At 72.5% G+C, this 24,241-nt stretch carries 22 protein-coding genes; 14 read left to right on the forward strand and 8 right to left on the reverse strand.

Annotated features, from left to right (window positions below; translation table 11 throughout):
• Positions 1-14: 14 nt before the first annotated feature.
• Together ACWC2T_RS12725 and ACWC2T_RS12730 are read left to right on the forward strand one after the other, a co-directional pair.
• Positions 15-893 (forward strand): carbohydrate ABC transporter permease, encoded by an 879-nt coding sequence (locus ACWC2T_RS12725; RefSeq protein WP_450670357.1) that lies wholly within the window; start codon positions 15-17, stop codon positions 891-893.
• Between the two features lie 5 nt (positions 894-898).
• Positions 899-2,728: a hypothetical protein gene (locus ACWC2T_RS12730; protein ID WP_450670358.1), complete on the forward strand. Its 1,830-nt coding sequence runs from the start codon at positions 899-901 to the stop codon at positions 2,726-2,728.
• A 6-nt stretch (positions 2,729-2,734) separates the two neighbouring features.
• Here ACWC2T_RS12730 and ACWC2T_RS12735 read toward each other — a convergent pair whose 3' ends face one another.
• The gene (locus ACWC2T_RS12735) at positions 2,735-3,397 is read right to left on the reverse strand and encodes a nucleoside/nucleotide kinase family protein (protein WP_450670359.1); all 663 of its coding nucleotides are present in this window, start codon (positions 3,395-3,397) and stop codon (positions 2,735-2,737) included.
• Between the two features lie 85 nt (positions 3,398-3,482).
• On the opposite strand from ACWC2T_RS12735, the gene ACWC2T_RS12740 reads away from it, so the two are divergent.
• Together ACWC2T_RS12740 and ACWC2T_RS12745 are read left to right on the forward strand one after the other, a co-directional pair.
• Positions 3,483-4,223, forward strand: coding sequence for an HAD family hydrolase (locus ACWC2T_RS12740; protein WP_450670360.1), 741 nt, complete (start codon positions 3,483-3,485; stop codon positions 4,221-4,223).
• Complete coding sequence (locus ACWC2T_RS12745; protein WP_450670361.1) at positions 4,220-6,601, forward strand: glycoside hydrolase family 65 protein; 2,382 nt, start codon at positions 4,220-4,222, stop codon at positions 6,599-6,601. Before ACWC2T_RS12740 ends, ACWC2T_RS12745 begins: the two co-directional genes overlap by 4 nt.
• 169 nt (positions 6,602-6,770) lie before the next feature.
• Here the strand turns inward: ACWC2T_RS12745 and ACWC2T_RS12750 are convergent, their stop codons facing one another.
• On the reverse strand, positions 6,771-7,664 hold the full coding sequence (locus tag ACWC2T_RS12750; protein ID WP_450670362.1) for a M48 family metalloprotease: 894 nt from the start codon (positions 7,662-7,664) through the stop codon (positions 6,771-6,773).
• On the reverse strand, positions 7,661-8,044 hold the full coding sequence (locus ACWC2T_RS12755; protein WP_450670363.1) for a BlaI/MecI/CopY family transcriptional regulator: 384 nt from the start codon (positions 8,042-8,044) through the stop codon (positions 7,661-7,663). Before ACWC2T_RS12755 ends, ACWC2T_RS12750 begins: the two co-directional genes overlap by 4 nt.
• Before the next feature lie 166 nt (positions 8,045-8,210).
• On the opposite strand from ACWC2T_RS12755, the gene ACWC2T_RS12760 reads away from it, so the two are divergent.
• The 3 genes from ACWC2T_RS12760 (at position 8,211) to prcB (ending at position 11,603) form a co-directional block, all read left to right on the forward strand.
• Complete coding sequence (locus ACWC2T_RS12760; RefSeq protein ID WP_450670364.1) at positions 8,211-9,698, forward strand: hypothetical protein; 1,488 nt, start codon at positions 8,211-8,213, stop codon at positions 9,696-9,698.
• Positions 9,695-10,675, forward strand: coding sequence for a lysylphosphatidylglycerol synthase domain-containing protein (locus tag ACWC2T_RS12765; RefSeq protein WP_450670365.1), 981 nt, complete (start codon positions 9,695-9,697; stop codon positions 10,673-10,675). The genes ACWC2T_RS12760 and ACWC2T_RS12765 overlap by 4 nt, the downstream gene beginning before the upstream one ends.
• Before the next feature lie 73 nt (positions 10,676-10,748).
• On the forward strand, positions 10,749-11,603 hold the full coding sequence (prcB, locus tag ACWC2T_RS12770; RefSeq protein WP_450670366.1) for a proteasome subunit beta: 855 nt from the start codon (positions 10,749-10,751) through the stop codon (positions 11,601-11,603).
• A 168-nt stretch (positions 11,604-11,771) separates the two neighbouring features.
• Here the strand turns inward: prcB and ACWC2T_RS12775 are convergent, their stop codons facing one another.
• Genes ACWC2T_RS12775 through ACWC2T_RS12790 form a run of 4 tightly spaced genes read right to left on the reverse strand, consistent with a single transcriptional unit; the run spans position 11,772 to position 14,422 of the window.
• On the reverse strand, positions 11,772-12,443 hold the full coding sequence (locus ACWC2T_RS12775) for a response regulator transcription factor (RefSeq protein WP_450670367.1): 672 nt from the start codon (positions 12,441-12,443) through the stop codon (positions 11,772-11,774).
• Positions 12,397-13,152 (reverse strand): phosphatase PAP2 family protein, encoded by a 756-nt coding sequence (locus ACWC2T_RS12780; protein ID WP_450670368.1) that lies wholly within the window; start codon positions 13,150-13,152, stop codon positions 12,397-12,399. The genes ACWC2T_RS12775 and ACWC2T_RS12780 overlap by 47 nt, the downstream gene beginning before the upstream one ends.
• The gene (locus ACWC2T_RS12785) at positions 13,149-13,760 is read right to left on the reverse strand and encodes a phosphatase PAP2 family protein (RefSeq protein WP_450670369.1); all 612 of its coding nucleotides are present in this window, start codon (positions 13,758-13,760) and stop codon (positions 13,149-13,151) included. The genes ACWC2T_RS12780 and ACWC2T_RS12785 overlap by 4 nt, the downstream gene beginning before the upstream one ends.
• On the reverse strand, positions 13,760-14,422 hold the full coding sequence (locus tag ACWC2T_RS12790) for a DedA family protein (protein ID WP_450670370.1): 663 nt from the start codon (positions 14,420-14,422) through the stop codon (positions 13,760-13,762). The genes ACWC2T_RS12785 and ACWC2T_RS12790 overlap by 1 nt, the downstream gene beginning before the upstream one ends.
• Before the next feature lie 213 nt (positions 14,423-14,635).
• Here ACWC2T_RS12790 and efeU point away from each other — a divergent pair, with 213 nt between their 5' ends.
• From efeU to ACWC2T_RS12815, 5 genes are all read left to right on the forward strand, one after another.
• Positions 14,636-16,666, forward strand: coding sequence for an iron uptake transporter permease EfeU (gene efeU / locus ACWC2T_RS12795; RefSeq protein WP_450670371.1), 2,031 nt, complete (start codon positions 14,636-14,638; stop codon positions 16,664-16,666).
• A 56-nt stretch (positions 16,667-16,722) separates the two neighbouring features.
• Positions 16,723-17,994 (forward strand): iron uptake transporter deferrochelatase/peroxidase subunit, encoded by a 1,272-nt coding sequence (efeB, locus tag ACWC2T_RS12800; RefSeq protein WP_450670372.1) that lies wholly within the window; start codon positions 16,723-16,725, stop codon positions 17,992-17,994.
• A gap of 101 nt (positions 17,995-18,095) precedes the next feature.
• Entirely contained in the window at positions 18,096-19,253 is a 1,158-nt protein-coding gene (locus ACWC2T_RS12805) for a HoxN/HupN/NixA family nickel/cobalt transporter (RefSeq protein WP_450670373.1), read from the forward strand.
• 615 nt (positions 19,254-19,868) lie between these two features.
• Positions 19,869-20,372, forward strand: coding sequence for a nucleoside deaminase (locus ACWC2T_RS12810; protein ID WP_450670374.1), 504 nt, complete (start codon positions 19,869-19,871; stop codon positions 20,370-20,372).
• A gap of 49 nt (positions 20,373-20,421) precedes the next feature.
• Positions 20,422-21,555, forward strand: a complete 1,134-nt coding sequence (locus tag ACWC2T_RS12815) for a molybdopterin-dependent oxidoreductase (protein ID WP_450670375.1) — start codon at positions 20,422-20,424, stop codon at positions 21,553-21,555.
• 113 nt (positions 21,556-21,668) lie between these two features.
• Here ACWC2T_RS12815 and ACWC2T_RS12820 read toward each other — a convergent pair whose 3' ends face one another.
• Positions 21,669-21,875 carry a hypothetical protein gene (locus tag ACWC2T_RS12820; protein WP_388625588.1) on the reverse strand — a complete coding sequence of 69 codons (207 nt, stop codon included), beginning with the start codon at positions 21,873-21,875 and terminating at the stop codon, positions 21,669-21,671.
• A 153-nt stretch (positions 21,876-22,028) separates the two neighbouring features.
• Between ACWC2T_RS12820 and ACWC2T_RS12825 the strand changes: the two genes are divergently transcribed.
• Together ACWC2T_RS12825 and ACWC2T_RS12830 are read left to right on the forward strand one after the other, a co-directional pair.
• Positions 22,029-23,879 (forward strand): glycoside hydrolase family 15 protein, encoded by a 1,851-nt coding sequence (locus tag ACWC2T_RS12825; RefSeq protein ID WP_450670376.1) that lies wholly within the window; start codon positions 22,029-22,031, stop codon positions 23,877-23,879.
• A 91-nt stretch (positions 23,880-23,970) separates the two neighbouring features.
• On the forward strand, positions 23,971-24,204 hold the full coding sequence (locus ACWC2T_RS12830) for a hypothetical protein (RefSeq protein ID WP_450670377.1): 234 nt from the start codon (positions 23,971-23,973) through the stop codon (positions 24,202-24,204).
• Positions 24,205-24,241 lie beyond the last annotated feature (37 nt).

Raw genomic sequence — 24,241 nt, forward strand, 5'->3', positions numbered from 1 at the left:
AGCCCATTTTGATCATGTCCGCCATCACGCCGAGCGTTTCGCCGCTCAAGAAGCTCCGCTCGCTCACCGGGCCCCGCCGCATCCTCCTGCACACCCTGCTCATCGGTGTCGCGATCGTCATGCTCTACCCGCTGCTGTGGATGCTCAGCAGCTCCCTCAAGCCCGACACACAGATCTTCACCCACCCCGGACTGATCCCCGGCACGCTGCGTCCGGAGAACTACGCCGAGGGCTGGAGCGGCTCCGGAAACTCCTTCTCGCTCTACATCACCAACTCGCTGATCGTCACGATCGGCGCGGTGATCGGAAACGTCGTCTCCTGCTCGCTGGCCGCCTACGCCTTCGCCCGCTTCGAGTTCCGCGGCAAGAAGATCTGGTTCGGCCTGATGCTCGGCACGCTCATGCTGCCCATGCAGGCCACGCTGATCCCGCAGTACACGATCTTCTACAACCTGACCTGGATCAACACCTTCCTGCCGCTGATCGTCCCGAAGTTCCTCGCCACGGACGCCTTCTTCATCTTCCTGATGGTGCAGTTCATCCGCTCCATCCCGCGCGAGCTGGACCAGGCCGCGATGATGGACGGCGCCAACCCGCTGCAGATCTACTGGAAGATCATCCTGCCGCTGATGCGGCCCGCCCTGGTCACCACCACGATCTTCACCTTCATCTGGACCTACGACGACTTCCTCAGCCAGCTCGTCTACCTGCAGCAGAACGCCCGCTTCACCGTCCCCCTCGGCCTCACCCTCTTCCTCGACCAGACCAGCGGCTCCTCCTACGGCGCGATGTTTGCCATGTCGACACTCGCGCTCGTCCCGACGCTCATCTGCTTCCTCGTCTTCCAGAGGAGACTGGTGGAAGGCCTGGCGACCACCGGAATGAAGGGCTGAACGGCGTGCACCTGCCCCACCAGCGCGGCCCGCTGCACGACCTGCCGGACACCCCGCAGGCGTACGACGCCGTCCTCGCCGACGTCACCGAGCAGGCTCTCGCCCGGATGACCCCCGAGGGCAACCTCGAACACCCCGACGCCCACGACGACATCGGCGACACCTCCCTCGGCATCACCTCCCTGCTCGCCCTCGCCTGGCAGCGCCGCAAGGACCCCCGGCCGGCGGAGGCGGTCCGCCGCTCCCTCGCCTTCCATCTGCGCGAGCGCGTGTACACCGGCGACAACCCGGGCTACCCGAATCTCCGGATCACCAACTCGGGCCTGCCGTACGCCCGTTACGTCCTCGAATCCGGTGCCCACCCGATCGGCGACTGGCCCAGCACGGTCTGGGCGCTGCTCCAGGCGGTCAACGTCCTCGACACGGCCGACGGCCTCCTGGACGACGGCCGGCGCGCGGAGCTGATGGAGCTGGCGCACGGCTACTGGCGGTGGCTCACCGAGGCCACCTTCTTCAACCCGCAGGAGGCCGGCAACCAGGCCATCGGCTGTGTGGTCGGCGGCCTGATGCTGGCCCGCCATCTCCCGGCAGCACAGGGCGAGTCGGTCCGGGCGCGCGCCTTGGCCCTGTACGCCGACGAGATCCGCGCCCACCGCGTCCGCGACCGGGGCGCGCTGCTGCCCCCCGAGCACGGCGGCGCCTACGACAACAACTACGGCCCGATTTCTCTGTCCTTCCTGGCCCAGGCCCACTGGGTCAGCGGGGAGGAGATCTTCGCCGAGGACGGCGACACCCTCGCCCGTTACATCGACGCCCGGTTGACGTCCGGCGGCTACGACAACGGCGGGCCCCGCTACAGCGAACAGCACTCCGGCTTCGAATCCGTCCTGGGACTACGGTACTTCGGGGCGCGCATCGGCGCCGACCTGGGCCGCTACCGGGGCGACACCCGCTGGGGCAGGCACGCGGTCGGGGCCGACGGCGGAATCGACGGGCACTTCGCCTTCATGCTGGTCTGGCAGATCCAGGATCCCACCCGCTGGCACCGCACGCCGTCGACGGCTCCCGCCCGGCACCAACTGCGCCTCGACACGGTCTCGGTCGCCTTCGACAGCCGGATGACGCCCTCGCTCATCGAGGCGGGCGGCACCTACTATCTGCCCGCGGCCGTGCACCGACAGCACGGGTTCGGGCCGGTCACCGACGGCTTCCTGCTGTGCCGCCCGATGGGAGAGGTCCGGGTCCGGGACGTCCGCGCCGCCGGGCTCGCGGCGAAGCTGGTGACCAAGCCGGTCGTCGGCCGCGACCACGTCCTGCGCCATGTGCGCTCGCTGTACGTCACCGACGGCACGCGCCTGTGGGTGACGGTCGCGGTGGAGCGGCTCGACGGGGCGCCCTACCTGCTGTCCGGGCTGCCGTACGCCGCCGACGACGGCGACCGGGTGCGCCGCAGCGCCGGGGGCGAGGTCGCCTCGGCGGGCGGCCTGCGCCTCACCCATCCCACGGCCTCGGGCTCCGACCACTTCGACGCCCGCGGTGAACTCACCCAGGAGCAGGCCGCGTTCGCGCTCGCCGCCGACCCGCGCGGCTACGGCAACCCCGACGAGGGCTGGCGCCACCTGGTCTCCTCCAGCGCCCTGGAGGCCGAACCGGCACCGGGCGCGCCGGAGGGCCTGCACGTGTTCGCCGTGCGGTACGGGCCGGGCGGAGCGTTCGAGCCGATGTTCGAGGGCGGCGTGGACGGGCTCACCGTACGCACGGAGGCGTTCACGGCGGTCGTCGGCGCGGTGGCGGGCGACCGCCGGGGGGAGCCGTCCCTCACCCTCCGGCGCTGAGCGTCCTCAGCGCTCGGGGAGCACTGGTGCCGGCAGCGCGCCGGCCGGCACCACCAGGTCCGCCCGCCCCCGCGTCGTGGCCACCAGGTCGGCGTTGCGCTGGTCCGTGCCTCCTACCCAGGCCACGGCCGTCTCGTGGTCCTTGCCGAACTCCTCGTGCCGGGCGACCAGCCGGCGGATCCGCTCGTCCTCGGCCGTCTCGCAGAACCACACCTCGTCCAGGCACGGCCGCACGCGCGCCCACGACCCCTCCGTCAGCAGAAGGTAGTTGCCCTCGGTCACCACCAGCCGCGCAGTCGGCGGCACCGGGATCGCGCCGGCGATGGGCTGCTCCAGCACCCGCTCGAACCCGGGCGCGTACACCACGTCGTCCGTGTCCTCGCGCAGCCGCCGCAGCAGCGCCGCGTACCCGGCCGCGTCGAAGGTGTCCGGCGCGCCCTTGCGGTCCCGGCGGCCGAGCCGGTCCAGTTCGGTGTCGGCGAGGTGGAAACCGTCCATGGGCACGTGTGCGGCCCAGGGCGGCCCGTCGGCGTTCAGGGTGCGCACCAGGTGCTCGGCGAGCGTGGTCTTGCCCGCCCCGGGGCTGCCCGCGATGCCCAGCAGGGCACGCCGGCCGTCCCGGACGAGGCCACGGGCGCGGTCGAGGAGGTCGTCGAAGGTCAGCGGCACACAGCAGAGTGTGTCACCAGGAGTTCGCGCGGTGTGTGGCGTGTGCCACTCACTGGACGGCCCCGCATGGGGAACAGTGCTGGGTATGACTCAGCTCGGTCTGCCCGACGGAATCCAGGCCTGTCTCTTCGACCTCGACGGGGTCGTCACCAAGACGGCCGTCGTGCACGCGGCGGCCTGGAAGGAGACGTTCGACGCGTTCCTGCGGGACTACGCGGGGGAGCGGGGGCGGCCCTTCGACGCGGTCGCCGACTACGACGAGTACGTCGACGGCCGCCCCCGCGCCGACGGCGTCCGTGCCTTCCTCGACTCGCGCGGCATCCACCTGCCCGAGGGCACCCCCGAGGACCCACCGGACGCCCGCACCGTGCACGGCCTCGGCAACCGCAAGAACGTCCTGCTGCTGGAGCGGATCCGCACCGGCGGCGTCGAGGCCTACGAGGGCACCCTGCGCTATCTGGAGGCCGTGCGCGCCGAGGGGCTGCGCACCGCGATCGTCTCCTCCAGCGCCAACTGCCAGGACGTACTGCGCTCCGTCGGCGCCGAGCACTTCTTCGACGTACGCATCGACGGTGTCGTGGCCGCCGAACGGCACCTGCCGGGCAAACCGCACCCCGACACCTTTCTCGCCGCCGCCCACGACCTGGGCGTCGAGCCGTCCCGGGCCGCCGTCTTCGAGGACGCGCTGGCCGGCATGGAAGCCGGCCGCGCCGGCGGCTTCGGATACGTCGTGGGCCTGGACCGCGTGGGCCAGGCCCACGCCCTGTACGCGCACGGCGCGAGCATCGTGGTGAAGGATCTCGCCGAGCTGGGAGGCAAGCAGTGATCACCGACCGGTCGTACAGCGTGGAGCCGTGGGCCGTACGGGAGACCGCCCTCGATCTCGACGTGCTCGCCCAGAGCGAGTCGGTGTTCGCGCTGTCCAACGGGCACGTCGGCTGGCGCGGCAACCTCGACGAGGGCGAACCGCACGGCCTGCCCGGCAGCTACCTCAACGGCGTGCACGAGGTGCACCCGCTGCCGTACGCGGAGGCCGGCTACGGCTACCCGGAGTCGGGCCAGACGGTCATCAACGTCACCAACGGCAAGATCCTCAGGCTGCTGGTGGACGACGAGCCGTTCGACCTGCGCTACGGCCGGCTCGTCGCCCACGAGCGGGTCCTCGATCTGCGCCGCGGGGTGCTGGAGCGGACCTGCGAGTGGACCTCGCCGGCGGGCTCCACGGTCCGGGTGCGCTCGACCCGGCTGGTGTCCCTGACCCAGCGCGCGGTGGCCGCGATCGCCTACGAGGTTCAGGCCGTCGGGTGCCGCAGCCGGGTGGTGATCCAGTCCGAGCTCGTCGCCAACGAGACCCTGCCCGGGTCGAACGGCGACCCGCGCGCGGCCATGGCGCTGCAGTCGCCGCTGGAGCAGGAGGACCACTTCGCCTCCGGCGGCCGGCTGCGGCTGGTGCACCGCACCCGGCGCAGCGGCCTCAGGGTGGCCGTGGCAGCCGACCACGTCGTCAGCGGTCCCGAGCGCACCACCACCCGCAGCGAGAGCGGCACCGACGTGGCCCGGCTGACGGTCACCTCCGTGCTGGAGCCCGGGCAGCGCCTACGGGTGGAGAAGCTGGTCGCGCACGGCTGGTCCGGTGCCCGTTCGCTGCCCGCGATGGCCGACCAGGTCGACGCCGCGCTCGCCGCTGCCGCGCACGACGGCTGGCAGGGCCTGCTGGCGGACCAGCGGGCCTGCCTGGACGACTTCTGGTCCCGCGCCGACGTCGAGGCGGAGGGCGACGAGCAGGTCCAACAGGCCGTCCGCTTCGCCCTGTTCCACGTCCTGCAGGCCGGGGCCCGCGCCGAGCAGCGCGCCATCCCGGCGAAGGGCCTGACCGGCTCCGGCTACGACGGGCACGCCTTCTGGGACACCGAGATGTTCGTGCTGCCCGTGCTCACCCACACCGCGCCCGCGGCGGTCGCCGAGGCGCTGCGCTGGCGGTACAACACCCTGGACGAGGCCCGCGAACGCGCGGCCCAACTGGGGCTCGGCGGAGCCGCGTTCCCCTGGCGGACCATCGCGGGCCCGGAGGGCTCGGCGTACTGGCCGGCCGGCACCGCCGCCTTCCATGTGAACGCCGGCATAGCCGACGCGGTGGTCCGGTACGTCGAGGCCACCGGCGACACGCGCTTCGAGCGCGAGGTGGGCGTGGAACTGCTGGTGGAGACGGCTCGGTTGTGGCGCTCGCTGGGCCACCACGACGCCCACGGGGTCTTCCACATCGACGGCGTCACCGGCCCCGACGAGTACAGCGCGATCGCCGACGACAACACCTACACCAACCTCATGGCCCGGCAGAACCTGCGCTCTGCGGCCGACGCCGCCGAACGCCATCCGCGCGAGGCGGCACGGCTCGGCGTGGACGAGGAGGAGAGCGCGGCCTGGCGGGACGCCGCCGAGGCCATGCACGTCCCCTACAACGACGAACTCCGCGTCCACGAGCAGCACGCCGGGTTCACCCGCTACCAGCGCTGGGACTTCGCCGGCACCCGCCCCGACCAGTACCCGCTGCTGCTGCACTTCCCCTACTTCGACCTCTACCGCAAGCAGGTCGTCAAACAGGCCGACCTGGTGCTGGCCATGTACACCTGCGCGGACTTCTTCGAGAAGGGGTACGGCGAGAAGGGCGCAGAGGGGGCGGAGGGCGCGGAGCAGGTCGCCCGGAACTTCGCCTACTACGAGCCGCTGACCGTGCGGGACTCCTCCCTGTCCGCGTGCTGCCAGGCCGTGATCGCCGCCCAGACCGGCCATCCGGACCTCGCCTGGGCCTACACCACCGAGGCGGCGCTGATGGATCTGCAGGACCTGGAGCACAACACCCGCGACGGGCTGCACATCGCCTCCCTGGCCGGTACCTGGATGGCGCTGGTGGCGGGCTTCGGCGGGATGCGCCGCGACGGCGAGCGCCTGCGGTTCGCGCCACGGCTGCCCGAGCGGCTGAGCCGGCTCGCCTTCCACGTGGAGTTCCGCGGCCGGCGGCTGCGCGTGGACATCGGCGCGGACAAGGCGACGTACGCGCTGCTGGACGGGCCGCCGCTGGGCCTGCGGCACCATGGTGAGCCGCTCACCGTGAGCACGGACGAGCCCGCGGTGCGGGCGGTGCCGCCGGCCGGCCGCCGACCGACGCCGGATCAGCCGCTGCACCGGGTACCGAACGGGGGTTGACAGTCGCAATTGTGCGTGCCGGGACGTGTCGTCGGGCGTCCGCGGCGCCGTCGTGGCTGGTCGCGCCCACGCGGCGGAGCCGCATGTCGATACCGCCCCGCGCCCCTTGAGGGGCGCTGCCGTGCCGTCGACCGGTCGGGCGCCGGTCTGCCCGGCCAACGTGGTCGCCTCAGTCCAGCACTCCCGACAGCTGCCGCAGCAAGTCGCCCGTCGCGTCCGCGGCCAGCAGTGCGGCGAGGGTGCCGAGGAGGAGGACGGCCGCGGCGGCGGGCCACAGCAGTGGAGGCGGGCTCGTCTGCAGCGCCGTGATCCGCCGGGTGACGGCGCGGTCGGTGAAGTGCAGGGCGCAGGCGGTGCGGGCAGGGCCGGCGGTGAGCGCGGCCCGGGCCAGCGCCCGGGCGGTGGTGCGCCGGTCGCCGACCGTGGCCGCCGCCTGCTCGTCGGCCCACCGCTCCACGAGGAAACCCACGGCCTTGCGCACCGGAGCGAGCAGCGGGTCGGCCGCGGCCGCGAGCGTCGCCGCCGTGACCAACGGCCCGTGCCGGTGGGCGAGATGGGCACGCTCGTGCGCGAGGAGCACCCGGCGCTCGGCGGGCTCGAGCGCGCGCAGCATCGCCGAGGTCACCAGGATCCGGCCCGGCCGGCCGGGGATCGCGAACGCCTGCGGCACCTCGGAGGCGGCGACGATCAGCTCGGTGTCCGCCGGGTGTCCCGCGCACAGCCGGCGCAGGGCCCGCCGGGTGCGACGCTCGGCGCGGACGGCCCGGTACACCCGTACGGCGATCACCGCCAGCGCCAGGCAGGCGGCGAGGCCGATCGCCCCGGGCACCGGATCCGCCACCGGATGCCCGTCCTCCCGCGCCTCGCGGATCACCGGCGGCGCATCGCCGAGGAGCGCTGCGGCCAGCAGGACCAGTGACCAGGTGGTGGCCGCGGCCGTCAGCACGGCCGCCGAGGTGAGCACGCGCGCGGCGAGCGCCGGAGCGACCCGGCGGGCGATCAGCGGGCCGGCCACCGACAGCAGCAGGGACAGCACCGGCGGGGTGTACACGTCGAACCTCATGCGCCGCCTCCGGCGAGCAGTTCGCGCAGCGCCCGCTCCTCCTCGGGGCTCAGCCCGGTCACGAACTGCTGGAGCGCGGCGATCGGATCCGGGCCCCGGTCCAGGGCCTCGTGCATCGCCTCGGCGGTCAGCTCGGCCGCGTTCTTCGCGGGGCGGTACGCGCCGCGCCGCCCGTCGGCGTCCCGGAGCACCAGCCCTTTGTCGTACAGGCGTTTGAGGATGGTGTGCACCGTGTTGTAGGCGAGCGCCCCGTCGATCTCGGCCTGTATCTCGGCCGGCGTCAGGGGCCGCTCGGTGGCCCAGAGCGTGGCCAGTACCTCGCTCTCCAGCGCACCGGCGCTGCGCCGCTCCGCCCTGCCGCGGGACCCTGTGCCAGCCATGGCCCAACCTTACAGCGCGTAGTGCCGTCGGCCGGATGGCCCCGTCCGTCCGGCATGCGGCAGTTATTCGGGGTAGTTTGGCGGTGTTTTCCCCGACTCCCGTTCGCGACCCTACAGGTTGTAGGGTGACCTGGTCCCCACACGCCGCGGGGGCAGAGGGGTGATGATGGCCGGCAGCGCGCACGCCACACTCGCCGGGCTCCGGCGCTCCCGCTCGTCGCGCACGTCCGGCGGCATCCGGCCGGTCCCCACGTCCGCCCCGCTCGCGGCCGTCGCCGCCGCCTTCACCCTGGCCCAACTGCTCCTGGTCCGGCCCGGTATGGGCCTCGGCTGGGACGAGACGGTGTACGTCAGCCAGGTCAGTCCCCAGGCACCCGCCGCCTTCTTCAGCGCACCCCGGGCCCGGGGCGTCCCCCTGCTGGTCGCGCCCGTCGCCTCCTGGTCCACCTCCACGGCACTGCTGCGGACCTACCTCGCCCTCCTGTCCGGCCTCGCCCTCTACCTGGCCCTGCGCGCCTGGCGCGGCCTGTTCCCGGTCCGGGTGCTCGCCCTCGCCGGCGCCCTCTTCGCCTCCCTGTGGGTCACCCTGTTCTACGGCCCGCAGGCCATGCCCAACTACTGGGTCGCCGTCGGCGCCCTGGCCGCCGTCGCCTGCTTCCTGCGGGCCCGCGCCGACCGCACCGACCGCGGCGCCCTGTGGGGCCTGGCGGCGAGTGCCGCGCTGATGGCCCTGATGCGGCCCACGGACGCCGTCTGGGCGGTGCTGCCACTCCTCGCCGTCGGCCTGGCACGCCGCCACTGGCGCCCCCTCGCGGTGCTGCTCGCCGGGCTCGCGGCCGGCGCCGCCGAGTGGGTGGCCGAGGCGTACGCCGACTACGGCGGCCTGCTGCACCGGCTGTCCGAGGGCTCCGCGATCCAGGGCGGCCTCGGCTGGCATCTCGCCGTCGTCGACCAGCTGCGCAGCCTCGGCGGCCGGGCGCTGTGCCGGCCCTGCACCGGTGCCGTCCCGCACCCCGTGGTCACCGTCTGGTGGTTCGTCCTGCCGCTGCTCGCCGTGCTCGGGCTCGTCGTCGCCGTCCGCGCCCGGCGTACGACGGCCACGCTGCTGCCCCTCGCCTGCGCGGCCACCGCCGCCTTCCCGTACCTGTTCATGATCGGCTACGCCGCCCCGCGCTTCCTGCTGCCGGCCTACGCCCTGCTCGCACTCCCGGTCGCAGGCGCGCTGGCGTACCTGGTCACGGCGCCGCGCCGGCCCTGGCGGCCGGTCGTCGCCACACTGCTCTGCCTCGGACTTGCCGCCCACCTCGCGGTGCAGCTGGCCGTCCTGGAGAACACGGTCGACAACACCACCGAGGACCGCCGGGGCTGGTCCCGCACCGCCGCAGCGCTGCACCGGCTCGGCGTCCGCCCGCCCTGCCTGCTCACCGGGGACGGGGCCGTCCCCGTGGCGTTCTACACCGGCTGCTCCTCGGCTGCGACGGCCGGGCACAACGCCAACAGCACCCAGGAGACCATCGGCGGGACCGCCCGGCGGATCCCGGTCGCCGCGCTGGTGCCCGACGGCACCCGGCCGCCGGAATACGCCCGCGACTGGCCGTCGGAACCGCTCGGCGGACAGCGGCTGTACTACTCCGTACCCGGGGGAGGCCGATGACCGCCCCGCTCCGCACCGAGGGACGGCCGCTGGAGTCCCCGCCGGAAATCGCCCTGTCCCCGGGCCGCCGGCACGCCTATTGGCACGCCGGCGTCCTGCTGGCCGTCCTGCTCGGCGGGCTGTACCTGGCCCGCCGGCACTGGCCCGCGCTGGAGAGCGGAGCCGGGCGGCTGGCCGGAGCCGACCAGGGCTGGCTGCTGGTCGGGGCGACGGCGGCCCTCGGCACCTGGGCCGCCTCGGCGCTCGCCCAGCAGGGCGCGGTGCTCCGGCGGCTGCCCGGATCCCGGCTGGTCGCCGCCCAGTTCGCCGCCTCCGCCGCCAACCATCTGCTGCCCGCCGGACTCGGCGCGGGCGCGGTGAACCTCAGGTTCCTGATGCGCTGCGGACTGCCCGCCGGCCGCTCGGCCAGCGCCCTCGCCGTCAAGGCCACCGCCGGTGCCACGGTCCGCCTGGCACTGATCGCGCTGCTCGTCCCGGCCTGCCCGGGACTGCTGCGTGCGCCGCATCCCACCCCGACGACCCTCGCCGTCGCCCTGGGCGGACTCGTGCTGCTCGCGGCCCTGCCGGTCACCCCCTGGTGGGCGCGCTGCCGCGGGGCCCTCACGGCCGTCCTGGCCGACATCCGCGCCCTGCACACCTGCCCCGCGCGAGCGGCCGCCCTGTGGGGCGGTTCCCTCGCCTTCGCCGCGCTGCACTCGCTCGTCCTCATCGCCGTCGCCCAGGCGGTCGAACTGCCGCTGCCCCCGCTCCAGGTGGCCCTGCTGTACCTCGCCGCCAGCAGCGCCGCCGCCCTGCTTCCCACCCCGGGCGGTCTCGGCTCCCTGGACGCGGCGCTCGCGCTCGCCCTCACCGTCTCCGGCGCCCCCGGCGCGGCCGCCGCCTCCGCCGTGCTCGGGTACCGGCTGCTGACCGTGTGGCTGCCCCTGCTGCCGGGGCTGCTGGTGCTCGGGGTGCTGGTGCGGCGCAAGGCGCTGTGAGAACGGGGAGTTTCCCGCACGCCCGCCGCAGGTAGGAGTCGGGTGTCGCATGCCGCACAGGAGGGGGAGAGCCATGCCGGGGAACGACACAGCGGGCTTGCCGGGCGAGGCGTTCTTCACGCCGGGGACGTCGTCCTTCACAGAGTTCCTGGCTGCGCACCGCCCCGGGCTGCTGCCCATGGCGCCCGTGCTGCCCGCCGGGACGCGGATGGCTCCCGACCGGTTCCCGCACGGCACCACCGTGCTCGCCCTCACCTACCGCGACGGCGTGCTGATCGCCGGCGACCGCCGCGCCACCATGGGCAACCTGATCGCCCAGCGCGACCTGGAGAAGGTGCACCCCGCCGACGACCACACAGCCGTCGCCTTCGCCGGCACCGTCGGCCTCGCCGTCGACATGGTGCGGCTCTACCAGGTCGAACTCACGCACTTCGAGAAGATCGAGGGCACCCCCATGACCCTGGCCGGCAAGGCGACCCGGCTCGCGGCCATGATCCGGGACAACCTCGCCCAGGCCATACAGGGCCTCGCCGTCGTCCCGCTGCTCGCCGGGTACGACCTCACCGCGCCCGACGGCGGCCGCGGCCGCATCTTCGGCTTCGACGCGGCCGGCGGCCTCTACGAGAAGCATGACTTCTACGCCGAGGGCTCCGGCTCTCCGTACGCCCGCGGCGCCCTGAAGAAGCTGTACCGGCCGGGTCTCTCCCGGCGCGAGGCCGTCCTCGCCGCACTCCAGGCGCTCTACGACGCGGCGGACGACGACTCGGCCACCGGCGGCCCCGATGTGAACCGCCGCATCTTCCCCGTCGTCTGCGTGATCACGGCGGACGGCTTCGAGCGGCTCCCGGAGTCGGAGACCGGCGAACTCAGCCACGAGACGGTCCGGCTGCGCACCGCCCGCCCGGACGGCCCGCACGCCGCGCCCTGACCCGGCGCCGCGCCGGGGCGCGGGCAGCGATCGGCCAGGGTGACGCGGGCCGGTCGGCCGTGCGGCGGTGATCCGTACGACGGGTGGGTCAGTACGACGAGGGAGAGCCGGCCGCGCAGGAGGGCGTGGCGCGAGGCGCTCGGGGTGATCGCGTGTGGTGCGGCGGCCTCATGTCAGACGGTGGCCGATCCCGCGTGCGGTGGCGATCGTCCGCTCGCTGCCCGCGGCGCGCAGCTTGCGGCGCAGCCGGGTCAGATACTGGTCCAGGGTGTTGTCGCTGACCTGTGCCCCCTCCGGCCAGCCCGCACGCACCAGTTCGCGGCGGCGCACCAGCTCCCCGCCGGCCGCGCTGAGTGCCGCCAGCAGCCGGAACTCCGTCGGTGTGAGATCGACGCGCCTGCCGGACACGGTGGCGCTGTGCCGTACGGCGTCCAGCACCAGTTCCTCTTCCTCCGCGGTGGCCGACGCCGCCGGCGGTGCGGCCCGGCGCAGGGCGGCGCGCAGCCGGGCGGCCAGCTCGGCGAGGTGGAACGGCTTGGGCAGGTAGTCGTCCCCGCCGGCCGAGAACCCGGACAGGCGGTCCGTCAGTCCGTGCCGCGCGGTCAGGAAGACGACCGGGGCGAGGAAGCCGTTGGCCCGCATCGCCTGGCAGACGTCGCGGCCGTCGGCGTCGGGCAGGCCGACGTCCAGCACGACGGCGGACACGTCAGGTGTCGCCAGCCGCAGGGCGGTGGCGCCGTCGCCGGCACAGACCGTGTCGAACTCCTCGTCCTGCAGACCACGGCGCAGCACGTCACGCAGGGCGTGATCGTCCTCGACGATGAGGATCCTGGGGCGCATGTCTCTCCACCGGCCCGTCGGCCGCGTTGTTCGAGTGGGGTGTGCCGGGCTCAGGGGCACGGGGGACATATCGACCGGGCAGCCACCGGGCCACCGCGCAGACGAACACGCCGAGCCAGCCGACGGCGAGCAGCCAGCCGCCGACCACGTCGGTGAACCAGTGCACGCCCAGGAAGACACGGGTCAGCCCGACCCCCGCCCCCCAGCATGCGACCAGCAGACACAGCACGGTCCTGCCGCGCGGGGCGCGCAGGTACAGCGCCACCATCAGCAGGCCCGCCGTCAGCGCGGACGTGGTGGTGTGACCGGAGGGGAAGGACCAGCCGGAGGCGTGGGCCTGCCAGTAGTGGTGCGGCGGCCGGGCCCTGGCGACCAGCTCCATCACGCCGTACCGCACCGCCTGGCCCGCGCCCAGGCAGACCACGCCGAGCGGCACGGCCACCAGCCGCTGCCGCCAGGTGCGGCCCGCGATCAGCCCGGCCAGGATCACCAGGACGTACGGCACGACGCCCGTGCCTGTGTCGGTCAGGCCGCGGGCCAGCGTCAGCGCGAGCGGCGGGCGGTGCCCGGCGGACCACGACAGCAGGCCCCGGTCCACGCCGAGGGGTCCGGCCTGGTCGCTCACCACCACAGCGGCCAGTGCGGCGAACGCCATCCAGGCGCCGAGGGCCACCGTGCCCGCCGGCTCCGCGACCTTCCCGGGCTTCATGCGGTGCCCGCGACCAGCAGCGGGCGCAGCCGGGTCGCCGACAGCCGCCCCGCGAGGCAGGTCGGCCAGCGGCGCAGGACGATCATGGACAGGAAGCCGACCAGCCCGCCGAGCGCCGCCCCCGCGACGACGTCGTGCGGATAGTGCACCCCGACCCACACCCGGGAGGCCGCCATGGCGAGGGCGCACACCGAGGCGACCGCGCCCAGCCGCCGGGAGACGAAGAACAGGGCGACCGCCGCGGCCCAGGCGATCGCGGTGTGATTGCTCGGGAACGCCCAGTCGCCCCGCGCCGGACACGCCTCCAGCGTGCGGAACGCCAGGTGGCGGCACGGCCGGTCCTCGGCGACCAGCGGTTTCACGGCGCTGTTCACGGCGAACGCCACCAGCACCGCCACGGGCACGGTCAGCGCGGTCATGGCCGCGGTCGCCCCGTCCCGGCGGGCCCGCCACCAGCCCACCACCATGAGCAGTGCGAACACCGCCAGTCCGTACGCCGACCACATGGCGATCGCTGCGTCCAGCCAGCCGGGGGAGCGGTGCGCCAGGTCCACCACGTCGGTGTACAGCGGCCCGTCGACCGACGAGCCCGACAGGGCGGACAGCATCAGCTCGCCTCCTCCTTGGCCGCCCTGCGGGAGCGCAGCACCTCGGCCGCGAGCGGGAGGAGGGACACGACGACGATCAGCGCGATCACCGGCAGCAGATACTTGTCGATGTTCGGGATCGAGGAGCCCAGCGCGTATCCGGCGAGCGTGACACCGAGGCTCCACACGAGCCCGCCCGCCACCTGCCAGAGGGTGAACGTCCGGGACGGGACCTCGAGCGCGCCGGCCAGCGGGTTCAGTACCGTGCGCACCACGGGGATGAAGCGGGCCAGCACGATCGCCTTCGCGTGTCCGTACCGCTCCAGCATTTCCTCGGCGCGCTGCGCGCCCTCGCGCAGCTTCGCCGACCGGCTGCGGGCCAGCAGCGCGCCGCCCGCCTTCCGCCCGATCAGGAACCCGCACTGGGCGCCGGCCAGCGCGCCGACGGCCGCCGCGACGAGCAGCGGGCCGAGCGAGAGGTGCACCCCGCTGTCGGACCTGCCCGTGCACAGCAGCCCGGCGGTGAACAGCAGGGAGTCTCCGGGCAGGAAGAACCCGATCAGCAGGCCCGTCTCGGCGAAGAGCACGACGCCGACGCCGAGCACGCCGAAGGCGGCGAGCAGCGAGTGGGCGTCGAGCACGTTGACCGCGAGCTGCGACGCCAGGTGTGGGGGAGTGGCCATCGCCGTACGCCCTTTCCCTCGACTTGCCTCGACAAGGTTTGACTACACATTTGTAGACGTTCCAACGGACTGTAGACGAACGGAGAGTGGCGAACGTTCCCGGACTTTACTTTCCCGTTGCCGGTTTATGACCAGTCGACTACATGATCGTGGTCATGATGGTCCGCGAAGGTAAGGTATGCCTTCACTAACTAACAGGGAGGGCAGCAGGGCATGTGGGACGACGCGTTTCCGAGTTTCCTGATCGGACTCAGGGAGGGGCTCGAAGCCGGACTGATCGTCTCCATTCTCGTCGCCACCCTGGTCAGGGCCGAAGCGCGGTCGCGGCTGCCCCAGGTGTGGACCGGCGTCCTGGCCGCCGTCGCCGTGGCCATGAGCTTCGGCGCGGTGCTCACGTTCACCGCCGCGTCCATGCCGCAGACCGCGCAGGAGGCGTTCGGCGGCATCCTCAGCGTGATCGCCGTCGCGTTCGTCACCGCCATGGTCTTCTGGATGCGCCGCTCGGCCCGCAGTCTCTCCGGCGAGCTGAAGGAGAAGGTGACCGGCGCCCTCGCCATGGGCTCCGGGGTCCTGATCCTGACCTCCTTCCTCGCGGTCGGCCGTGAGGGCCTGGAGACGGCCCTCTTCCTGTGGACCACCGCGCAGGCGGCCGGCGAGTCGGCCGGACCGCTGACCGGCGCCGCCATCGGCCTCGCCCTTGCGGTAGGCCTGTGCTGGGGCCTGTACCGGCGCGTGCTGAAGATCAACCTGACGAAGTTCTTCACCGCCACCGGCGCCGTGCTGATCGTCATCGCGGCCGGCGTCCTCGGTTACGGCCTGCGTGACCTGCAGGAGGGCGGCGTGCTGCCCGGCAAGGCCGCCTATGCGGTCGACCTCGCGAGCAGCGTCGACGCCGGCTCCTGGTACAGCACCCTCGTCCAGGGCGTGTTCAATCTCACCCCGACCATGACCTGGCTCCAGGTGGTGGCCTACGTCGCCTACCTGGTCGTCGTGATGACGCTGTTCGTGCGCGGTGTGCGGACCACCGCCCCGAAGCCGGCGAAGGAACGCCCCGAGCCGCAGCCGAAGGCCGGCCGGCCCGAGCGGCGCCGCCCGGTCTGGGTGGTGCCCGCCGCCGTGGTCGCCGTACCCGCCGTGATCGCCGGACTCGTCGTCGCCCTCTCCCGGCCCAAGCCCGCCGGTGACCAGACCGTCGCCGTCTCCGAGACCGAGTGCGGCAAGGGCTTCACCGCGCCCAAGCCCGGCCGGCAGTCCTTCCAGATGCACAACACCGGCGGCAAGACCTCCGAGGTGTACCTCATCGACCCGTCGACCAGCGCGGTCTACGGCGAGATCGAGGGCCTCGCCCCCGGTACCACCCGCGACCTCGTCGCCACCGTCGCCGGCGGCACCTACGCCTGGCGCTGCGTCCCCACCGGCGGCAAGGCCGTCACCTCCAAGGCGGTCACCGTCAGCGGCGGCGGCGCGGCCAAGCCGGTCGTCCCCGTCTCCGAGCAGGACCTCGCCGCACCGCTGACGGCGTACAAGGCCTACGTCGGCCAGGGCCTGGCCACCCTCGTCGGTCAGACCAGGACCCTCGCCGACGACATCCGGGGCAACCACCTGGACAAGGCCCGCACCGACTGGCTCACCGCCCACCTGACCTACTCCTCGCTAGGCGCTGCCTACGGCACCTTCGAGGACTTCGACAAGAAGATCAACGGCCGGGCCGACGGGCTGACCAACGGTGTGAACGACAAGAACTTCAGCGGCTTCCACCGCATCGAGTACGGCCTGTGGCACGGTCAGTCGGCCAAGGACCTGACCGGCCCCGCCCAGCAGCTCGCCACCGACTCCGCCGGACTGCAGAAGGCGTTCCCGAGCCAGGACTTCGACCCCGGCGACCTGCCGCTGCGCACGCACGAGATCCTGGAGAACACCCTCCAGTTCGAGCTGACCGGCGACACCGACGAGGGCAGCGGCACGAACCTCGCCACCGCCGACGCCAACCTGGCCGGCACCCGCGAGCTGCTCACCGTCCTCAAGCCGCTGCTCACCAGCCGCGCCCCGAAGCTGCTCCCGACGGTCGACGCGGACATCGCCCGCGTGCAGAAACTCCTGGACGCCGCCCACGACGGCACCCACTGGACCCCCGTCGACCAGCTCGCCCAGGCCGACCGGCAGCGGCTGAACGGCGCCACCGGCCAGCTGCTGGAAGACCTCGCCCCCATCCCGGACCTGCTCGAGATCCGGAAGTCCGCCTGATGACCGACGCCCGCCCGACGATGTCCGCCCACCCACACCCCGAAGGGAACCCTGCGATGTCCACTGCCGAACCGTCGGCCTGCCCGGTCGGCCCCGCCCGCCGCTCCTTCGTGCGGACCGCGCTGGGCGCCGGTGCCGCCGGAGCGGTCCTGGCTGGCGGCGGCTTCGCCCTCGGCGAGAGCGGCGGCACGGCCCAGGCGCAGACCACCGGCCCGGACGGCACGGCGAAGGTCCCCTTCCACGGCGCCCACCAGGCCGGCATCATCACCCCGGCACCGGCCGCCGCCACCTTCGTCTCCCTGGACGTCATCGCCGACGACCGCAAGGGCCTGACCGACCTGCTGCGGACCATCACCGAGCGGGCCCGCTTCCTCACCTCCGGAGGCACCCCCACCGACCTGGGCGTCGGCGCGCCGCCCTCCGACAACGGCATCCTCGGCCCCGAGGTGCCCTCCGACGCCCTCACCGTCACCGTCGGCGTCGGCGCCTCCCTCTTCGACGACCGCTACGGCCTCGCCAAGGTCCGGCCCGCCCGGCTCACCCCGATGCGGACCTTCCCCAACGACAACCTGAAGGCCGCCGAGTGCCATGGCGACCTGTCCCTGCAGATCTGCGCCCAGAGCACGGACACCGTGCTGCACGCGCTGCGCGACATAGCCCGGCACACCCGGGGCGCCATGCAGATCAAGTGGCGCATCGACGGCTTCCAGAACGCCCCACGCCCCACCGGCGCCCAGCGCAACCTGCTCGGCTTCAAGGACGGCATCGCCAATCCGGACGTCACCTCCGCGCGCGAGACGGACAAGCTGATCTGGGTCGGCGACGGCCAGGGCGAGCCGGCCTGGACCAAGGGCGGCAGCTACCAGGTCATCCGGATCATCCGGATGCTGGTCGAGTTCTGGGACCGGGTCTCGCTCACCGAGCAGGAGAAAATGTTCGGCCGCCGCAAGGACACCGGCGCCCCGCTCGACGGCGCCAAGGAGACCGACATCCCCCAGTACGCCAAGGACCCGCACGGCACCGCGATCCCGCTCGACGCCCACATCCGCCTCGCCAACCCGCGCAAGGCCGAGACCGACGGCTCCCGGATCCTGCGCCGCGGCTACAACTACGACCGGGGCGTGGACAACGTCGGCAACCTCGACATGGGCCTGGTCTTCTGCTGCTACAACCAGGACGTCAAGCGCCAGTTCGAGGCCGTGCAGACCCGGCTGATCGACGAGCCCCTGGTGGACTACATCTCCCCGACGGGCGGCGGCTACTTCTTCGCCCTGCCCGGCGTCCGGGACACCGAGGACTGGCTGGGCCGGGGCATGCTCTCCGCCTGACGGCTCCGGGGGCCTTATTGCACATTGGTTGCAAGTACGGTTGTATAGCGCACGGCTGCGCTGTGCAGCCGTACCCGCACCACAGAAGGATGCCCCTCCCGATGACGGCCGCCCCTGGTTCCGCTCCGTCCCTCCCCGCCCAGGCCGACGCCAAGCGCTCGGCCTGGCAGCGTGTCCGCGGCTCCATGACGCGTCAGGAATGGACCCGGGTCGGCGGAATGGCCGCGTTCGTGCTCGCCCTGCACATCATCGGCTGGGGCCTGCTGATCGGCGTCATCGCTCCGCAGCACCTCAGCGTGGGAACCCAGTCCTTCGGCATCGGCATCGGTGTCACCGCCTACACCCTCGGCATGCGGCACGCCTTCGACGCCGACCACATCGCGGCGATCGACAACACCACCCGCAAGCTGATGGGCGAGGGACAGCGCCCGCTCTCGGTCGGCTTCTGGTTCTCCCTCGGTCACTCCAGCATCGTCTTCGGCCTCTCGCTGCTGCTCTCGCTCGGCTTGAAGACCCTGGCCGGACCGGTCCGCGACGACAACTCACACCTGCACCAGGTCACCGGCCTGATCGGTACGACGGTCTCCGGCACCTTCCTCTACCTCATCGCCGGCATCAACCTCGTGATCCTGGCCGGCATCTGGAAGGTCTTCCGGCAGATGCGCTCCGGCGCCTACGACGAGGCCGCGCTGGAGACGCAGCTGAACAACCGCGGCTTCATGAACCGCCTGCTGGGCCGGGTCACCGGCTCGATCAGCAAGCCGTGGCAGATGTACCCGCTGGGCCTGCTGTTCGGCCTCGGCTTCGACACCGCGACGGAGATCGCCCTGCTGGTCCTCGCCGGCTCCGGCGCCGCCTCGGGCCTGCCCTGGTACGCGATCCTCTGCCTGCCCGTCCTCTTCGCGGCCGGCATGTCCCTGCTGGACACCATCGACGGCTCGTTCATGAACTTCGCCTACGAGTGGGCGTTCTCCAAGCCGGTCCGCAAGGTCTACTACAACCTCACCATCACCGGGCTGTCCGTCGCCGTCGCCCTCATCATCGGCACCGTCGAACTCCTCGGCCTCCTCGCCGACAAGCTCGACCTGCACGGCGCCTTCTGGGACTGGGTCTCCGGCCTCGACCTCAACACCGTCGGGTTCGTCATCGTCGGCCTGTTCTTCGCCACCTGGGCGATCGCCCTGCTGGTGTGGAAGGCGGGCCGCATCGAGGAGAAGTGGACGGAAGGCCTGGCCACGGCCGAGCAGTCCGGCTCCTGACCTTTCCCCAGGTCAGAAGCCGCCCCGCAGGCACAGCAGCCCGAGCACCAGCGGCACGGCTCCGCCGACAGGACGTCCGCCCGGTCGAGACCCGCATGAGGGCTGCTCCCCGCCCGAACTCCCTCTCGCCGTCACCAAGCGGGGCAACACCTTGCGCGGGGCCGCCGGAGCGACGGTCCGCCGGGCATGCCGTAGGAGTTTCCTCACGCCGAGAACGTGGCCGGTTCTTGTAGGACTCTCCAAAGATCGTGTGGCGTCCGGTGGCTGCTTTCATGCCTTCCACGCCTGGCTGACTCTACCCCGTTGACTGTGTACTCCTCGTACAAGCTGCAACGACGCACAGCGAGTGGCAGCAGATGGGACTGACATCCGGTCACACAGGGGGGAAATCTTGGCTGAGACGCTGTCCGGTCGGCGCACCGCTCACCATCTCCGCCACCCCGGCCGTCGAGAACGCCGTCCGCAACGCCACCGGCCTGAACCTCACCCACACGCCGGTCCCGCCGGAACAGCTCTACGACGTCCGACCACGCCCCCCTGACCGGCTGCCCGTGCACCGTCCCGCCGGGCGGCGACACCCCGCACCACCCACCCCACCTCCCCGAAGGAGCGATCATGACCACGCACGCCCAGGAAGCGAACATCCAGGACTCCGAGCGCGCCTGGATGGAAAAGGCGATCATCCTGGCCACCACCAGCGTGACCAACGGCGGCGGCCCGTTCGGCGCCCTGGTCGCCAAGGACGGCGAGGTCGTCGCCACCGGCAACAACCAGGTCACCTCCACCCTGGACCCCGTCGCGCACGCCGAGGTCAGCGCGATGCGCGCCGCCTGCAAGAGGCTGAACACCTTCTCCCTCGAAGGCTGCGTCCTGATCACCTCATGTGAGCCATGCCCGATGTGCCTGTCCGCCGCCCTGTGGGCCCGGGTCGACCGGCTCGTCTACTCCGCCGACCGACACGACGCCGCGGTGGCCGGCTTCGACGACCGCAAGTTCTACGACCTGTTCGAGAAGAGGCCCCACTCGGCGTGGCCCATGGCGGTCGAGCACCTGGACCTGCCCAACCGCACCCAGCCGTTCGACACGTGGCTGGCCAAGGCCGACCGCATCGCCTATTGATCAGCGGCGCTCTTGTCGCCGGCCGGTGTGCCGGGAGCACAATGACGGCATGGGTCAGCGACCCGGCGACGTGAGCGCCCCCGCCCGGCTGGCCGGCCCAGGCGAGGGGATCGGCGCCGACGAACTCGCGCTGGCCACCCGCAACCACGGTCTGCCCCTGGAGGCGCTCCGGCACGACGTCACCCCGCCCGGGCTGCACTACGTCCTCACGCACTACGACATCCCGTACGTGCCGGACGCCGGTGCCTGGCGGCTGACCGTCGACGGCCGGGTGCGCACCCCGCTCGACCTGTCCCTCGCCGACCTGCTGTCCTTCCCGCAGGTCACTACCCGGGTCACGCTGGAGTGCGCGGGCAACGGCCGGGCCCTGCTCACCCCCCGGCCGGTCAGCCAGCCGTGGCTGGTAGAGGCGGTCGGCACCGCCGACTGGACCGGAGTGCCGCTCGGGCTGCTGCTCGCCGAGGCCGGCGCGGATCCGGCGGCCGTGGACGTCGTCTTCACCGGAGCCGACCACGGAGTCGAGCGGGGGGTCGAGCAGGACTACCAGCGCGCCCTGCCCCTGGCCGTCGCCGCCGGCGACGATCCCCGGGTGCTGATCGCCACCGAGATGAACGGCGCGCCGCTGCCCCCGCAGCACGGCCGGCCGCTCCGCCTGATCGTGCCCGGCTGGTACGGCATGGCGCACGTGAAATGGCTGCGCTCGGTCACCGTCACCGACGTGCCGTTCACGGGATTCCAGCACTCGGTCGCCTACCGGATCCGGCGCGCCGCCGACGACGAGGGCGAGCCGGTCACACGGATCGCGCCGCGCGCGCTGTGCGTCCCCCCGGGGTTCCCCGACTTCATGTCCCGGACACGGGTGGTACGGCCGGGGCCGGTGAGGCTCTTCGGTCGTGCCTGGTCCGGCCGGGGGCCCGTTTCCTCGGTGGACGTCAGCACGGATGGCGGCGCCTCCTGGGCGTCAGCCCACCTCGACCCGGTCACGAACGGGCACCGGTGGGCTTGGCAGGCGTGGCAGCTCACGTGGGCCGCGTCGCCCGGCGAGTATGCCGTGGGCGCACGCGCAACCGACGCCGACGGTCATGCCCAGCCGCTCGACCAGCGCTGGAACCGTGGCGGCTTGGCCAACAACGCGGTGCGCTGGCAACGGGTGGTGTGTGCCGCCGACGCGTCTTCGCCGTAGGGGTTTGCGCCGTCCGGCGGGCGCGGGTCGTCTGTGACCGCTCGCGCCCCGCGCCCCTGGGGACGGCCGTTCTGCCCCCGTTGAAACGTAGCCCCCTGCTTCCCCGGACCGCCCTACGGCATCAGCCTCTCGATGGCTGTCGGGCCCTCCTTCTCCATCTTGCGCCGTGCCCAGTCGAGGTTCTTCGGTGTGACGTCCCTGCCCGCCGCCATCACCAGGTCCTCCGGGGTGACATCCCTGGAGGGAGCGGAGTGGAGCAGGGCGTCCGGGGTGCAGTGGTCGTCGGACGACCGGGATTCGTCGGGTGTGATCGTCGACATGATGCCTCCTCCTCGGTCCGGATGACCGCATCCGTGCCGGTGCCGCCGAACGGGGCACACTCTCACCATTCCCCGCAGCGCCTTCCCACGCCACCCGAGAGCACACGCTCCTAAGCTGGAAAACACCTCGCACCGCTCACCGGGAGGCCGCAGATGGCCGAGACCCCGATTCCCGAGGACGGCCGGACCCGTCCCCGCTACCTGCCCATCGCCGAGCACGGACTCATCGGCGACCTGCGCAGTGTGGCCCTGGTCGGCACAAACGGCACGATCGACTGGTACTGCTGTCCGTCCTTCGACGCCCCCAGCGTGTTCGCGGCCATCCTCGACGCCGAGCGCGGCGGCTGCTTCGAGCTGGCCGCCGCCGTACCCGCGCGCACCAAGCAGTTCTACTTCCCCGACACCAACGTACTGATCACCCGGTTCTTCACCGAGGACGGCGTCGGTGAGGTGCAGGACTTCATGCCGGTCACCTCCGACACCGCGGCCGGCGAGGGCGAGGCGGGCCGGCACCGGCTGATCCGGCGCGTGGTCTGCGTGCGCGGCACCGTCCCGTTCCGGGTGCTGGTCGCCCCCCGGTTCGACTACGGCGCGGCCCCACACACCCTGCGCACCACCGGCGGCACCGTCGTCTTCGAGTCCGCCGAGCGGTCCCTGGCACTGATCTCCACGGTCGACCTGGAGTGCGACGACCGGGACGCGCGCGCCGACTTCAAGCTCGGCGAGGGGGAGTCGGCGGTGTTCGCCCTCGACCAGGTGGGCGACGCGGTGGCCCCCCGCGGCTGCGCCCACGCCGAGGCCGAGCACCAGTTCAACGCCACGGTCGCCTACTGGCGGCGCTGGCTGCACCAGTCCCGCTACCGGGGCCGCTGGCGCGAGATGGTGCACCGCTCCGCCCTGACCCTGAAGCTGCTGACCTACGCGCCCACCGGAGCCATCGTCGCCGCCCCCACCACCAGCCTGCCCGAGCAGGTGGGCGGCGAGCGCAACTGGGACTACCGGTACGTGTGGGTGCGGGACGCCGCCTTCGCCGTGTACGCGCTGCTGCGGCTCGGTTTCGCCGGGGAGGCCGAGGCCTTCATGCGCTTCCTGACCACGCACGTCAGCCCCTGCGACACTGACAGCTCGGCGCCGCCGCTGCAGATCATGTACGGCATCGACGGCCGCCCCGACCTGCCCGAGCGCGATCTGCCGCACCTGGAGGGCCATCTGGGCTCCGCCCCGGTCCGGGTCGGCAACGCCGCCGCGGACCAGCTCCAGCTGGACATATACGGGGCCCTGATCGACTCGATCTACCTGTACGACAAGTGGGCGCAGCCGATCTCCAGCGGCCAGTGGGACGACGTGTGCAAGCTGGTCGACTGGGTGTGCGCCCACTGGGACCAGCCCGACGAGGGCGTCTGGGAGACCCGCGGCGGCCGGAAGAACTTCCTGTACTCGCGGCTGATGTGCTGGGTGGCCATCGAGCGGGCCATCCGCCTCGCCAACCACCGCGGCCTGCCCGCCGAGCTGCCCCGCTGGCGGCAGGCCCGCGACGCGATCTACCGGCGCATCATGGACCGCGGCTGGTCCGAGCGGCGCGGCGCCTTCGTGCAGTACGAGGGCGGCGACGTGCTGGACGCCTCGCTGCTGATGATGCCGCTCGCCAAGTTCGTCGCACCCACCGACCCCAAGTGGCTGTCCACCCTGGACGCCCTCACCGAGGACCTGGTCTCCGACTCCCTCGTCTACCGCTACGACCCACAGGCCAGCCCCGACGGACTGCGCGGCGACGAGGGCACCTTCTCGATCTGCTCCTTCTGGTACGTCGAGGCGCTGGTGCGGGCCGGCCGGCTCGACGATGCCCGGCTGGCCTTCGAGAAGATGCTCACGTACGCCAACCACCTCGGCCTGTACGCCGAGGAGATCGGCCGTACCGGCGAGCAACAGGGGAACTTCCCGCAGGCGTTCACGCACCTGTCCCTGATCAGCGCCGCGTTCAATCTGGACCGCGCCCTCGGCTGACCGTCGGGGCGGTGTGTCCGCAGGTCGTGCGGGTACCCGGAGGTCTCCGGAAGGAGAACGACGCAGGGTCGGAAGAAGGAGGAGACCCCGTATGACCAGCTCCACTGAGACAGGTGGCATCACCGGTACGCGCGACAAGAACTACGACCTCATCTGGTACGTCGAGGCGTGCCTGGACAACGCCCTCCGCCTGGAGACGTACATCCACGACGCCGAACGCGACAACGACCGCGAGCTGATCGACCTGTTCCACAAGGCTCAGGCGGACAGCCGCAAGGGCGCCGAGATGGGCAAGCAGCTCCTGCGCGAGCGGCTGAGCGGCTGAGCGCCTGAGGGCCGCCCCCGCTCGGGCGAACCGGGAA

It is taken from the genome of Streptomyces sp. NPDC001393 (genome assembly GCF_053597455.1).